The organism is Kitasatospora sp. NPDC057512 (assembly GCF_042802135.1).
Lineage (GTDB): Bacteria > Actinomycetota > Actinomycetes > Streptomycetales > Streptomycetaceae > Kitasatospora.
The window spans coordinates 1-13314 of the sequence record NZ_JBHVET010000154.1; the positions used below are offsets into that span (position 1 = coordinate 1).

A 13314-nucleotide genomic window follows, 5' to 3' on the forward strand; every position below is an offset into this window, starting at 1 on the left:
CCGTCAGGTGGCGGACCGCCGGGGAGGCACGCCGTCAGAGGCCGTCGCACGGCACGTACCCCGGCAGGTACGGCCCCACGTACCCCGCCCGGTCCACCAGCGTGTGCCTGGTCCCGCCCGGCACCCCGATGGTGGCCAGCACCACCGCCCCGTAGGCGTCCCGCGCCTCGTACGGCTCGGCCAGCGACAGCGCGCCCCGGTCCACCGCGTAGTCGTAGGCGTAGTAGACGTCCGGCACGCTCACCGCGAGGTCCAGCACCCCGTCCCCGTACCGGTCCAGGTACGCGGTCAGCTCCCGGCCGCGCGGGCCGCCGGTCCGCACCCGGGAAGCGGCCCGGGCGGCGGCGGGCACCGGCGCGGCGGAGGAGAACGGCGCGGCGGCGGGCACCGGCGAGGCGGCGGGCACCGGAGAGGTGAGCACGATCCGCGTCCCCGGCGCCGCGAGCACGTACGAGAGCAGCTCCGGCTCGCCGGTCTCCGGCCCGGCGTACGCGGTACATCGCAGCCCGAGCGCGGCGCAGTAGCGGCGGGCCGCCCGCCCGGCGTCGGCGACCGCGAAGACCACCGCGTCGGCGCGGCCCATCGGCAGCGGCCCCGCCTCCGCCGGGTCCGGTAGGAGGTCTGCCCCGAACAGGGCGGGTTCGGCGGCGGTGTCGGTCATGACTGCCCTCCCGGTAGGCGTACGGACCATCGTGGCCGCCCCCGGCACCGGGGGTGGGGCCCTGCGCACGGGGGTGTGGCTGGAGGGTGGCGCCGGGCCGACCTGCGCGCAACTGTTCCGTTTCCTCCTGGTCAAGCTGTGCCCCGGAGCGGGAGAATCGGCCGCGCCGCTGTACAGAATGCCCACCACAGGACGGTGCCGCGAATGCCCCCCGCCCACTCCCCGAACTCCCCCGACTCCCCCAACTCCACTGCCCCTCAAGGGAATTCCATCGTGGGCAGTACGAACGACACGATCGACCCGCTGGACGGCCGGCTGATCCGGCTGCTCGCCGAGGAGCCCCGGATCGGGGTGCTGGAGTGCTCGCGCCGGCTGCAGGTCGCCCGGGGCACCGTCCAGGCCCGGCTGGACCGGCTCCAGGCCAAGGGCGTGATCGGCGGCTTCGGCCCGGAGGTGGACCCGGCGGCGATCGGCTACCCGGTGACGGCCTTCGCCACCCTGGAGATCTCCCAGGGGCAGGGCGCGGACGTGCGGGCGCACCTGGCGAGCGTGCCGGAGGTGCTGGAACTGCACACCATCACCGGGATCGGGGACATGCTGGTGCGGATCGTGGCCCGGTCCAACGCCGATCTGCAGCGGGTGATCGACCGGGTGCTGGGCTTCGACGGGATCGTCCGCTCGTCCACCGCGATCGTGCTGGAGAACCCGGTGCCGTACCGGATCCTGCCGCTGGTGGACCAGGCCGCCGCCGAGTAGGAGGGTCCGCGCCACGCCACGCGCCGATTCGGCATAGGCAGGAGGCGTCGGGGGCCTCAAGATTTATATATGAACGTTCTACAAATCGTGGCGCCGCTCTCCGGCCCGCTGAAACCCGTGGCGGCCGAGCCCTCCCCGTGGTCGGCCCCCGCATGACGAACGCCGTCGCGGCCGACGGTACCGCCCCCACCCTCATCACCTCCGCCCAGCGCGCCCTGCGCCTGCTGGCGGCGGCCGCCCGCTACCCCAAGGGCGCCACCGCCAAGCAGCTCGCCCGGGACACCGACCTCGCCCTGGGCACCGCCTACCACCTGCTGCGCACCCTGGTGCACGACCGCTACCTGGAACGCCGCAACGGCCGCTACCTGACCGGCCCCGCCGTCGCCGGGCTGATCCGGGACGACGGCCCGGCCACCGACCGGGCCCGGCTCAGGGCCCTGCTGGGCCTGCTCGCCGACGAGCTGTCCGCCGCCGTCTACTTCACCTGGTACCGGCACGGCGAGGTGGAGCTGATCGAGGCCGCCGAGGCCCCCGGCGCGCCGCTGATCGACCGGCACAGCTGGCGGGTCGGCGCCCACGCCCACGCGGCCGGGAAGACCCTGCTGGCCCTGATGACCGCCGAGGAGCGCCGGGCCCACCTGGCCCGCTACCCGATGGTGCCGTTCACCCCGTACACCCTGCGGGACCCGGCCTGCCTGCCGCTGCTGCCCCGCCAGGGCCCGCGGCGGGCCGTCCCGATCACCCAGTTCCAGGAGTACTCGCTCGGCTCGGCGGGTGCGGCGGTGCCGATCGTCGCGGGCAACGGCATCGGCGCGATCTCGGTCTCCCTGCCGATGGCCCAGGCCCACCGGCTGGCCGGGATCGCCGCCCAGCTGCGCACCCGGCTCGGCGAGGGCTTCGCCGCGGTCGCCTTCGGCATCTGACCCCGTCGGCCGGGCCGACCCCGTGCGGGGGGACGCCCGGCCGGCCGGAGGCCCGCACGAGGCCGGCCGGGGGGGTCAGCAGGACGGGACGCTGCCGCCGCTCTTCAGCGCCTCCAGGGCGGAGACCGCCTCGCCGAGGGTGCCGACCGGCACCAGCCGCAGCGACTTCGGGGTGTTCACCTTGGCGTCCGAGCACTCGTCCTTGGGCAGCAGGAACACCGTCGCGCCGTCCCGGGCGGCCGCCTGCGTCTTCAGGGGGACGCCGCCGACCGGGCCGACGGTGCCGTCCTTGTCGATGGTGCCGGTACCGGCGACGGTGAGCCCGCCGGTGAGGTCGCCGCCCTTGCCGTCGCCGGCCAGCTTGTCGACGATGCCCAGCGCCAGCATCTGGCCGGCGCTCGGGCCGCCGACCTCGCCCAGGTCGACCTTGACCTTCACCTGGTCCGGCGACAGGCGGAGGAAGTTCAGCGCGGCCGCGGTGGCGGCGTCCTGCGACTCGGCCATCTGCGCGGCGGTCGCCTCCTCGGCCTTGACCGGGTTGGTCTCCGGGTAGACCGTCTCGGTCGGGCGCACGGCCTCCTTCGGGTCGAACCACGCCTGCATCGAGCGCCAGAAGGTGTTCTTCTGCCCCGCGTTGGTCGCCGTGATGGTGACCATCCGCAGCTCGCCCTCGGTGGTGCGCAGCGGCGCCCCGGTGATCGTGAGGACCGGCTTGTCCTGGTACGAGCCCAGGGTGTCCGCGGTCAGGCCCGGCCAGGTGATCGTGTACGGCAGCGGGACGAAGGCGGCCACCCCGAACAGCGCGGCGACCAGCACCCCGCACAGCGAGAGCGCGCGGGTCCGCGGGGAGGTGAGGGCCTTGGAGAGCTTGGTGTCGGACACAAGGGGAATCCAAACACACCCGACGCCGGGTGCGGGCGCTACCTCAGGGCGTCGGCCACCTCGGTCGCCGCCTCCACCACCCGGGGGCCGACCCGCTCGGGCACCATGCCGTTCAGCATCACCACGCCGACGCTGCCCTCGATGCCGCTCAGTCCGACCAGCGCGGCGGCCGCCCCGCTCGCCCCGGACTGCTCCTCCGCCCGGGTGATGACGAACCCCTGCTCGGGGCGGCGCTGGCTGGGGAAGGTGCGCGCCTCCAGGATCGCCCGGCCGGCCGCGCTCTCGGTGAGCGGGTGGCGCAGGCCGGTCCGGTAGGCGACGTGGAAGTCGGTCCAGCTGGGCTCGACCACGGCGACGGCCAGCGCCTCGTTGCCGTCCACCAGGGTCAGGTGGGCGGTGGCGCCGAGGTCCTCGGCGAGGCTGCGCAGGGCCGGCAGCGCGGCCTCGCGCAGCAGCGGGTGCACCCGGTGCGCGAGGCGCAGCACGCCGAGGCCGACCCGGGCGCGCCCGCCGATGTCCCGGCGGACCAGGCCGTGCTGCTCCAGGGTGGCCAGCAGCCGGTAGACCACGGTCCGGTTGACGGCCAGCCGGGCGGCCAGCTCGGTCACGGTGAGCCCCCGCTCGGAGTCGGCGAGGAGCTTGAGGACCCGGACGCCGCGGTCCAGGGTCTGGGAGGTCTCGGCTGTCACGACGGGCAATCCTTTCCGCGGCGCTCGCGGGGCGGGCGGCGCCGTTCCAAGGTCGGTGTCGCGCGCAGGTGGGGGTGGCCGCGCTCGGGCCGTACGGCGTCGTCGTTGACGCGCACGGCCCTGCGACGCCGTCCCGCGGGGGTTGCCCGACGGAAGAGCGTGGGGGAAAGGTAGTGAAGGAAATGACGCGACGGAAGTGGTTGTCCAAAATTCGGGCGTGATCAACTCCAACAGCGCCTCGAATTCCGGACGAACCCCCGCGATTCGCCGGGTGCGTCAGGCTCCGGACGCGCCCCCGGTCCGGTGACCGGACACGCCGCCCTTCGAAGCCCCTCCGCCGCCCGCGCCCCGATCCGCCCCTCGGCCGGCCGCCGCCCGGACTAGTTGGCCCACTCCCGGATCTTCGCGATCCGCGCCTTGAGCTGGTTGGCGGTGGCCTGCGCGGTGAGCGGCCCGCCGCACTGGCGGCGCAGCTCGTTGTGGATGGTGCCGTGCGGCTGGTTGGTGCGGTGGTGCCAGGCGGCCACCAGCGCGTTCAGCTCCTTGCGCAGCTCCCGCAGCTCCTGGTGGGTGACCACCGGCCGCTGCTCGGCCGGCAGCTCCAGCAGGTCGGCCTCCTCGGCGGGCTTGGTCCTGCTGCGCTGGATCTGCCGGTGCTGGCGCTTCTGGAGCAGCATCTGCACCTGGTCCGGCTCCAGCAGGCCCGGGATGCCGAGGTAGTCCTCCTCCTCCTCGCTCCCCGGGTGGGCCTGCATGCCGAACTCCATGGCGTTGTACAGGACCCGGTCGAAGACCGCCTCGGAGCCCAGCGCCTCGTAGGAGAACTCGTCGCCGCCCGCGCCGTCCGGCCCGTCGTTGGCGCGCTCGGCCTCGGCGAGCAGCCGGTCCTCCTCGTCGAAGAGGCCGTCGCCCTCCTTCTTCGGCCGGTCCAGCACGTGGTCGCGCTGGAGCTCCATCTCGTTGGCGAAGCCCAGCAGCATCGGGATGGTCGGCAGGAACACCGAGGCCGTCTCGCCGCGCTTGCGGGCGCGCACGAAGCGGCCGACGGCCTGGGCGAAGAACAGCGGGGTGGAGATCGAGGTGGCGTAGACCCCGACGCACAGCCGCGGCACGTCGACGCCCTCGGACACCATGCGGACGGCGACCATCCAGCGCGAGGTGCCCTCGGCGTAGTCGGAGATCCGCTTGGAGGCCTCGGTCTCGTCGGAGAGGACCAGGGTGACCTTCTCGCCGCTGATCTCGCGCAGCATCTTGGCGTAGGCGCGGGCCACGTTCTGGTCGGTGGCGATGACCAGGCCGCCGGCGTCCGGGATCGCCTTGCGGACCTCGGTGAGGCGCCGGTCGGCGGCCTGGAGGACGGAGGGGATCCACTCGCCCTGCGGGGACAGCGCGGTGCGCCAGGCCTGGGCGATCAGGTCCTTGGTCATCGGCTCGCCGAGCCGGGCCTCCAGCTCGTCGCCGGACTTGGTGCGCCAGCGCATGTTGCCGCTGTAGCTGAGGAAGATCACCGGACGGACGACGTGGTCGGCGAGCGCGTGCCCGTAGCCGTAGGTGTAGTCGGCGATGGACTTGCGGATGCCGTCGCTGCCCGCGTCGTAGGCCACGAACGGGATCGGGTTGGTGTCCGAGCGGAACGGCGTCCCGGTCAGCGCCAGCCGGCGGGTGGCCGGCTCGAAGGCCTCGAAGCAGGCCTCGCCCCAGGACTTGGAGTCACCGGCGTGGTGGATCTCGTCCATGATCACGAGGGTCTTGCGGGCCTCGGTCCGGTTGCGGTGCAGCATCGGGTTGACCCCGACGCCCGCGTAGGTGACCACGATGCCGTGGTAGTCCCGGGAGAGCGGCCCGGAGGAGTACGCCGGGTCCAGCCGGATGCCTATCCGCGCGGCGGCCTCGGCCCACTGCTTCTTCAGGTGCTCGGTCGGCGCGACCACGGTGACCTGCTGCACCAGGTGGTTGTGCAGCAGGTACGAGGCCAGGGTGAGCGCGAAGGTGGTCTTGCCTGCGCCCGGGGTGGCGACCGCGAGGAAGTCGCGCGGCTGGGTCTCGATGTACTTGTCCAGCGCGCCCTGCTGCCAGGCCCGCAGCCTGCCCGCGGTGCCCCAGGGGGCGCGGCCGGGAAAGGCCGGGGAGAGGTGGTGCGAACCGGCGGGCGCGGCATGGCCGACGGATCGGACGGGCGCCTGCGGCTCCGGTACGTCGGAGAACAGCGGCATCGAGGAGGCGGCGGCAGTACTCACGGTCTCCGAGGGGGATCATCGCAGGTCAGAGGCGGTTTTGCGGCCTCGCCCCGCGGTCGGGCGGCAATCGGACAACCCGCCCAGCGTACCGGTCCGGCGCCGTTCGGGCCTCCAGGCGGCGCTCCGCGCCGGGCCCGCGCGGCCGGAAATCGATGTGACCCGGATCACACCGAATACCTCGTGGAACCGGGTAAGCACCACCGGTCCCGGGACTCTCACCAGGGTGAGGCCGCAGCAACCCTCACTGCTGTCACGCAGCCTCGCACCGAACCGAAGGGACCCCGCCCGTGCGCACCGTCGAAGAGACCGTCCAGGCCCGCCTGATCCTCTCCTCCCACCGCTCCGTCCGGCTGCGGGTCGGGCTCTCCTACCTGCCGGAGGACCCGCTGGCCGTCCGGATGGCCTTCCCCGCCGAGTTCTCGCTGGACGACCCGGCGGAGTGCCGGGGCTCCGAGGACATCGTCTGGGTCTTCGCGCGCCAGCTGCTCTCGGCCGGTCTGGAGCTGCCGTCCGGCGCCGGCGACGTCCATGTCCGGCCCGCGGTCGGCCGGCGCACCATGGTCGAGCTGCGGGCCCCCGAGGGCACCGCGCTGCTCCAGTTCGACGCCGCCGACCTGCGCCGCTTCCTGTGGCGCAGCCGGCTGGTCGTCCCCGAGGGCGAGGAGCACCTGCACCTGGACGCCGACCGCGCGCTCGCCCAGCTGCTCGGCTGACGGGGGCGCCGGCCGCCGGGAGCGCCCCGCGCTTCCGGGCCGTGACGCGCCCGCCCGCGTGGCGACCGCTCGTGTGGCGACCGCCCGCGCGGTGAACCGTCCGTCCGCGTCCGTCGCGCGGCGACCCGGGTCCGGGGCCCGGGAAGCCCGTACGGTCGCCCCCGCTCCGGGGCGGTTCAGCCCGAGAGCTTGCGCATCAGCCGGACGCCCTGGGCCGCCGTCAGGTGCGGCAGGTACGCCTTGCCGATCGCCCTGGTGATGCCGGGCAGCGCGGCCGGGTCGGGGTACGCCATGTACATCGGCCGGTACTCCGGCTGGAACTTCGCCTTGAACGCCAGCAGCGAGCGGAAGCCGTACACCGGCTCCAGCACCTTGCCCATCCAGTCCAGCATCCGCTGCAGGCCGGTGGGCTCCTCGTCCTGCCCGGTGCGGGCCAGCGGCGCGCCCGACAGCGACAGGAAGCGCGCGCCCTCCTCCTTGAAGCCGAGCGCCGCCGAGGCGATCAGGAACTCGCTGACGCCGCGGAAGCCGTCCGAGCGCCGGCGCATGAAGTCCAGCGTCCAGCCGACCGGCACGCCGTCCTCGTACACCGGCATCCAGCTGGTCAGCCCGTGCACCACCCGCTGCTCGTCCACCGCGATCAGCACCCGCACGTCCGGGTCGTCCAGCTCCTCCAGCCCGCCGAGGGTGAAGCCCATCTCCGGCAGGCCCTTCTCGGAGACCCACTCCTCGGAGATCGCCCGGATCTGCTCGCGCAGCGCGAGCGGCGCCTCGTGGTACGCCCACCACTCCGCGGAGATGCCCTGCTTGCCGGCCTTGTTGAGGGCGGTGCGGATGTCCTGCCACTTGCGGCCGGTGAAGGCCAGCTCGGGCAGCGGCACGACGGTGTCCTCGGCGACCTGCACCGAGCGCCAGCCGAGCTGCGCGGTGGCGGCCCTGGTCTCGCCGCAGACGCTGTAGAAGCACGGCGTCCAGCCGCGCGCGTCGCAGTACCGGGCGAAGCCGGCCACCGCCCGGGCCCGGTCCTCCGGCGCGCCGAACGGGTCGCCGGTGGTCAGCGCGACGGTGCCCACCACCCGGTAGGCGACGGCCGCCCGGCCGCCCTCGTCGAACCAGTAGTGGTTGCCGTCCCAGGTGGCGATGAACGAGAGCGTCCCGCCGCCGTGCTCGGTCAGCAGCGCCCGCGCCCGCCCGGCCGCCGCCGCGTCGGTGTGCAGCACCGGCCGGCGGAAGACCGACAGCAGCACGGCCAGCGCGACCGCCCAGAACGCCAGCCCGCAGTACGTCTCCAGGAAGCGCGCCACCGGCCCGACCGCGATCGGGTAGTCCGGCAGCAGGTCGTTGTACGCGGGCGGCAGGAACTGGGCCGGCAGCCCGGCCACCAGCCGGCGGGCGGAGGCCCCCGGCTCGAACTGCCCGGCCACCAGCCGCCCGACCCCGACGTAGGTGGCCGCGGAGGCGAGCGCCGCGCCGCCGAGCACCAGGGCCAGCCGGCGCACCGAGCGGCCGGACAGCCGCAGCAGGAACCGCTTGCGGGTGGCCAGCAGCAGCGCGGTGGTCAGCAGCGGCAGCAGCAGCGCCTCGACGAAGTACTGCACCACGTCCCGGCTGACCGGCCCGGCGTCCAGGTAGAGCCAGCACAGCAGCGCCGCCCAGAGCAGCTCGGTGGCCACGGTGACCAGCCAGGCGAACCTCAGGCCCCGGCGCAGCCCCTCGGCGAGCACCAGCAGCAGCGCCGGGAACAGCGCGGCCATCATCCGGCCCGGGGTGTCGAAGATCCGGACGACGGCGTGCGCCCGGGCGCAGTCGTGCGCCGACAGCGCGCAGAAGTCGGCCACCTCGTCCGGGCTGAGCCGGTGCGAGAAGTACAGCTCGGAGAAGGTGTTGAACGGCCCGCTGGCGTTGTCGTACAGCGAGGCCAGCAGCGGCCCGAAGGCGGCCGCGACCAGGCAGAGGGCCACCAGCACCCGGGTCTCCGAGTGCGAGGAGCGGTGCGTGCGCAGGTGCGGGCGGCCCCGGCTGACCAGCGCGCCCAGGCCGAGCCCGGCCAGCGCGGCGGCGCACCGCTGGACGCTCTGCAGGTGGCCCACGTACAGCGTCATCACCAGCGGGACGAGCAGCACCAGCAGGTGCAGCCGGCGGCGCCAGAGCACGGTGAGCCGGTACCCGAGGACCCCGGCGAGCGCGAACACGCCGACGCCGGGGCCGACCGAGATCTGGTCGGCCACCGAGGCGGTCCACTGCTCCCCCGCCGAGGAGCCGAACGCGACCAGTCCGGTGCCCAGCAGGGTGCCGACGACCTGCCCGCCGACCAGCACCGCGAGGGTGCGCAGCCGCCCGAGCCGGTGCTCGGCGGCCGGGCCGACCAGGAGCAGCAGCAGGCTGGTGAACACGTACGAGCCCTTGCCCGAGCACCAGAACATCGAGGTGACCGGCGTCCACCAGTGGCCCTCGGCCAGCGTGGACAGGCCGATGCCGGCCCGCTCCAGCACCCGGTCCGACGGGCCGTGGCCCAGGCTGCGGGTGGCCGCGCCGAGCAGCCAGAGCCCGGCCAGCAGGGCCAGCGTCAGCGGCGCCGAGCGCAGCCGGGAGCCGAGCGCCCTGGCCGCCCGCCGGACCTTCTGCGGGCGCGGCTCCGGCGTCCGGGTGACCGGCGCCCGGTCGGCCCGGTCGGTGCCGCGCTCGGCCGAGCGCTCCGCGTCCGGCCCCGGCCCGCGCTGCTCGCCGACGGTGGCCAGCGCCGTCCCCGCCCCGGTCACCGGCTCAGCCCGGTCTGCTGGGCGAGCCACGGGAGCTGCTGGGCGATGCCGGGCCGGAAGACGACCCAGCCGTGGCCACCCGGCATCAGTTCGAACTTGGACTTCATTCCGGCCGCCTGCGCGGCCTGGTAGACCTTCTCCATCTGCGGTCTGAACTCCTCGTCGGTCTCGCCGACGACCAACGCGACGTTGGTGTCCGGGAACTTCTTGCGGGCCATCACCTGGAGCGGATCGACCGCGTCGAACTTCTTCTCGTCACCACCGAAGGCGGCCTTGACGGTCTGTTCCCGGCTGCCCAGGGTCGGTTCGTCCTGCCCGGACATGTCGAGGACGGTGCCGTACACGTCGGAGGCGTTGACGCCGAGCTGGAGCGCGCAGGTTCCACCCATCGAGGCGCCCCCGATCGCCCAGGACTTCCGGCCGGCCGCCGTCTGGAGGTTCTGGTGCACCCACTCGGGGACGTCCACCGCCAGGTAGGTCTGGGTCTTGGCGATCTTGGAGTCGAGGCAGAGCGTGTTGGCCCAGGTGGAGCCGAGCTGGTCGGGCATCACCACGATCGGCGCGAGGCCGCCGTGGTCCGCGGCGTAGGCGTCCAGCGCCTCGTTGATCTGCGCGGAGAGCACCCAGTCCCCCGGGACGCCGGGCTGACCGGTGATCATCACGACCACCGGGAGCAGCGGCCGCGGGGTGGCCTGGTAGGCGGGCGGGAGGTAGACGTACGCGTCGCGGGCCTTGAAGCCCGACTTGGTGCCGGGGATCGGCACCACCGACACGGTGCCCTTCTCGGGCAGGTCCGCCGGGGGCTGCCAGACCTCCTCCAGCGTCTTGCCCGGCGGGGCGGCCACGGTCTGGCCCGCCTTGTTGGCGACCAGCCCGTCGGTCTTGGTCAGCCACGGCGCGAGCATCACCCGCCCGCTCGGGAACTGGCCGAAGCCGATGTTCACCTCGGAGGAGGCCATCAGCACCACCAGGCCGCACAGGCCCAGCGCGAGCCCCCGCCGCCGCCAGGTGAGCCGGCGCATCCGGTAGCCGGCCAGGCAGAGCCCGGTCAGGGCGATGGCTATCCACCAGGTGACGTACCGGGGCGTGCCCTCCGGGAAGGGGTGCCACCAGCCGTCGACCACGACGTCCAGCAGCCAGCTGAGCGCCGCCGCGGTGACGAGGGCGGCGGGCAGGCGGACCCGCCACCAGCTCCGGCCGCGGCCGACGGCGAGCGCGATCAGCGCCGCCCAGCCGGCCGCCAGCACGGCGTGCGGGATCAGGCCCTCGGTGAGCGGCCAGTCGATCGGGTTCCAGCGGGAGGCAAGGGTCAACGTGCTCATGCGGCTTTGCCCGGCGGGGTGGTGTCGGCCAGGAAGCCGTAGGCGACGACGTTGCCGTCGTAGCCGTGCTCCTCGCTGTACGAGCCGCCGCAGGTGATCACCCGCAGCTGCGCGTCAGTGGCCTGACGGTAGACCCGATCGTCCGGGAAGTCCTTTCGGTCGTGCACTTCGATGGCGTAGAGCTGGTAGACGGCGGTGGCGCCGTCCGCCCGGGCGATCTCGATCCGGTCCCCCCGACGGAGCGCGCCCAGATGATAGAAGACCGCGGGGCCGGTCCTGTTGTCGACGTGTCCCGCCAGGATCGCGGTACCGCGCTGGCCGGGGCTGGCCCCGCCCCGGTACCAGCCCGCCAGGTTGCGGTCCGCCTCGGGCGGGGTCTGCAGGTGGCCGTCGGCGTCCAGTCCGAGCGCGGTGACCGGGGCGTCCAGCCGCACCGCCGGGATGCGGATCCGGGTCGGCGCGGACGGACCCAGCGGCGGGACGACCGAGACCGGCGTGATCCCGGCCTGGGCCTGGCCGGCCCCCGGCGCGGGCGGCAGCGACGGGCCTCCGTCGTGCACGAGCCAGGCACCGAGCACCAGCGCGGCACCCGCCGCCAGGGTGCCCGGCCAGGGCCCCCTGCTCTGCTGGACGCCCACGGGCGCTCCCCTCTGCCGACGGAACCCCGCTTCCTGGGAGTTTCCTGGGAAACAATTCAACCGGAACGGACTGTAAGGCACGTCCATACGACGGTCGTACCGGCACCCGCCGATCGGCAGGGCTGACGGCCCCTTCCGTGCGCCCCGTGGGCACCCGGTCGCGGAGCGCGACGGCCGCCCTCCGCATACGATCGCCGCAGGAACGCTCCCGACACGAGCTACCGACGGTTCTACGGACCCGATCGGTTGCGGCGTTCGGGCGATCGCTCCGGACGACCCGCTGCGCCTCTCCGACCGGCCCCGCCCCCGTGCCATGCTGACCCGGTTACGGGTTGTATCACCCACTTGTCCGACCGGACTCCGCACTCCCGCACGCCGCCCACCGCCCCACGAACGGAGTGACCATGGAAGCCCTCTCGCGCCGCACCCTGCTGGCGGCCGGCGCCGCCACCGCCGCCACCCTGGCGGCCGGCTGCGGCAGCAACCACTCCACCGGCGGGGAGCGGGCGCCCGGAGCCGTCGTCCCGGCCACCGGCGCGGCCGACGAGCGGGCCGACACCCCCGCCCCGGCCCCCAAGCCGCAGGCCGTCCTGATCGGCGACGGCTCCACCTCGGACACCGGCGCCCAGCCGCACCAGCCGGTCCCCGACCGGCTGCAGCCCGGCCAGCGCCCGCCGCAGTTCGTGGTCTTCTCCTGGGACGGCGCCGGCGAGCTCGACAACGGCCTGTTCGCCCGCTTCCGCCGGCTGGCCCAGGAGCACGACGCGAAGATGACCTTCTTCCTCAGCGGCCTCTACCTGCTGCCGGAGTCCAAGAAGGACCTCTACCGCCCGCCGCAGCACAGGGCCGGCGCCTCCGACATCGGCTACCTGAGCGACCAGCACATCCGCGACACCCTGGAGAACGTGCACGCGGCCTGGCTGGAGGGCCACGAGATCGGGACCCACTTCAACGGCCACTTCTGCGGCTCCACCGGCGTCGGCAAGTGGTCCCCCGAGGAGTGGGACAGCGAGATCCAGCAGGCGATGGACTTCGTGACGAACTGGCGCACCAACACCGGCTTCACCGACCTGCCGGCGCTGCCCTTCGACTACCGCAAGGAGCTGATCGGCAGCCGCACCCCCTGTCTGGAGGGCCAGCGCAACCTGCTGCCCACCGCGGTCAAGCGCGGCTGGCGCTACGACAGCAGCGGCAACGGGACCCAGGTGTGGCCGCAGAAGATCCAGGGCGGCGCGCTGTGGGACCTCCCGCTGCAGTCCATCCCGTTCCCCGGGCACACCTTCCAAGTGCTCTCGATGGACTACAACATCATGTACAACCAGTGCGGCCCCAACACCAAGGCCGACCCGGCGCTCCACCCCGGCTTCCAGACCCAGGCCCGCGACGCCTACCTGATGGGCTTCGACCGCACCTACAACGGCAACCGGGCGCCGTACGTCATCGGCAACCACTTCGAGGAGTGGAACGGCGGCATCTACATGAACGCCGTCGAGGACGTCCTCCGGACCATCGCGGGCAAGCCGGAGGTCCGGCTGGTCTCCTTCCGGCAGCTGGTGGACTGGCTGGACGCCCAGGACCCGGCGGTGCTGCGCAAGCTCCAGACGCTCGCCCCCGGCCAGGCGCCGGCCGGCGGCTGGGAGGCCTTCCTCGGCGCCCCGGCGGGGGCCGGAGCCCCCGCCGGGTCCTGACCGTCAGGCCTTCGCCCGCACCCGGCCGGCCAGCAGCGCGCCGAGC

Annotated in this window: 11 protein-coding genes; 4 read left to right on the top strand and 7 right to left on the bottom strand. The window is 73.9% G+C overall.

All coding sequences use genetic code 11. The features are described 5' to 3' along the window. Positions 1-34: 34 nt before the first annotated feature. The gene (locus tag ACFU6K_RS13285; protein ID WP_380662727.1) at positions 35-661 is read right to left on the bottom strand and encodes a VOC family protein; all 627 of its coding nucleotides are present in this window, start codon (positions 659-661) and stop codon (positions 35-37) included. Positions 662-934: 273 nt separating this feature from the next. On the opposite strand from ACFU6K_RS13285, the gene ACFU6K_RS13290 reads away from it, so the two are divergent. Together ACFU6K_RS13290 and ACFU6K_RS13295 are read left to right on the top strand one after the other, a co-directional pair. Next, complete coding sequence (locus ACFU6K_RS13290) at positions 935-1417, top strand: Lrp/AsnC family transcriptional regulator (RefSeq protein ID WP_181970601.1); 483 nt, start codon at positions 935-937, stop codon at positions 1415-1417. A gap of 152 nt (positions 1418-1569) precedes the next feature. After that, on the top strand, positions 1570-2340 hold the full coding sequence (locus ACFU6K_RS13295) for a helix-turn-helix domain-containing protein (protein WP_380662729.1): 771 nt from the start codon (positions 1570-1572) through the stop codon (positions 2338-2340). Positions 2341-2415: 75 nt separating this feature from the next. Here the strand turns inward: ACFU6K_RS13295 and ACFU6K_RS13300 are convergent, their stop codons facing one another. The 3 genes from ACFU6K_RS13300 to ACFU6K_RS13310 all read right to left on the bottom strand — a co-directional run bounded on the left by ACFU6K_RS13300 (position 2416) and on the right by ACFU6K_RS13310 (position 6124). Then, entirely contained in the window at positions 2416-3222 is an 807-nt protein-coding gene (locus tag ACFU6K_RS13300) for a S16 family serine protease (protein WP_380662731.1), read from the bottom strand. Between the two features lie 38 nt (positions 3223-3260). Further along, positions 3261-3911, bottom strand: coding sequence for an IclR family transcriptional regulator (locus ACFU6K_RS13305; RefSeq protein ID WP_049654777.1), 651 nt, complete (start codon positions 3909-3911; stop codon positions 3261-3263). Between the two features lie 380 nt (positions 3912-4291). Then, positions 4292-6124, bottom strand: a complete 1833-nt coding sequence (locus ACFU6K_RS13310; protein WP_380662743.1) for a DEAD/DEAH box helicase — start codon at positions 6122-6124, stop codon at positions 4292-4294. 311 nt (positions 6125-6435) lie between these two features. On the opposite strand from ACFU6K_RS13310, the gene ACFU6K_RS13315 reads away from it, so the two are divergent. Further along, on the top strand, positions 6436-6861 hold the full coding sequence (locus ACFU6K_RS13315) for an SsgA family sporulation/cell division regulator (RefSeq protein WP_380662733.1): 426 nt from the start codon (positions 6436-6438) through the stop codon (positions 6859-6861). A gap of 176 nt (positions 6862-7037) precedes the next feature. Here ACFU6K_RS13315 and ACFU6K_RS13320 read toward each other — a convergent pair whose 3' ends face one another. The 3 genes from ACFU6K_RS13320 to ACFU6K_RS13330 are packed head-to-tail and all read right to left on the bottom strand — an operon-like array spanning position 7038 to position 11580. After that, positions 7038-9650 (bottom strand): rhomboid family intramembrane serine protease, encoded by a 2613-nt coding sequence (locus ACFU6K_RS13320; protein WP_380662735.1) that lies wholly within the window; start codon positions 9648-9650, stop codon positions 7038-7040. After that, the gene (locus ACFU6K_RS13325; protein WP_380662737.1) at positions 9617-10942 is read right to left on the bottom strand and encodes an alpha/beta hydrolase; all 1326 of its coding nucleotides are present in this window, start codon (positions 10940-10942) and stop codon (positions 9617-9619) included. The genes ACFU6K_RS13320 and ACFU6K_RS13325 overlap by 34 nt, the downstream gene beginning before the upstream one ends. Beyond that, the gene (locus ACFU6K_RS13330) at positions 10939-11580 is read right to left on the bottom strand and encodes a class F sortase (protein WP_380662739.1); all 642 of its coding nucleotides are present in this window, start codon (positions 11578-11580) and stop codon (positions 10939-10941) included. The genes ACFU6K_RS13325 and ACFU6K_RS13330 overlap by 4 nt, the downstream gene beginning before the upstream one ends. A gap of 404 nt (positions 11581-11984) precedes the next feature. On the opposite strand from ACFU6K_RS13330, the gene ACFU6K_RS13335 reads away from it, so the two are divergent. After that, complete coding sequence (locus tag ACFU6K_RS13335) at positions 11985-13268, top strand: hypothetical protein (protein WP_380662741.1); 1284 nt, start codon at positions 11985-11987, stop codon at positions 13266-13268. Positions 13269-13314: the final 46 nt, after the last annotated feature.

Excerpts from the sequence above, each read along its gene's own strand:
- ACFU6K_RS13285 (WP_380662727.1), bottom strand. The coding sequence starts at position 661 with ATGACCGACACCGCCGCCGAACCCGCCCTGTTCGGGGCAGACCTCCTA.
- ACFU6K_RS13295 (WP_380662729.1), top strand. The coding sequence starts at position 1,570 with ATGACGAACGCCGTCGCGGCCGACGGTACCGCCCCCACCCTCATCACC.
- ACFU6K_RS13310 (WP_380662743.1), bottom strand. The coding sequence starts at position 6,124 with ATGCCGCTGTTCTCCGACGTACCGGAGCCGCAGGCGCCCGTCCGATCC.
- ACFU6K_RS13325 (WP_380662737.1), bottom strand. The coding sequence starts at position 10,942 with ATGAGCACGTTGACCCTTGCCTCCCGCTGGAACCCGATCGACTGGCCG.
- ACFU6K_RS13335 (WP_380662741.1), top strand. The coding sequence starts at position 11,985 with ATGGAAGCCCTCTCGCGCCGCACCCTGCTGGCGGCCGGCGCCGCCACC.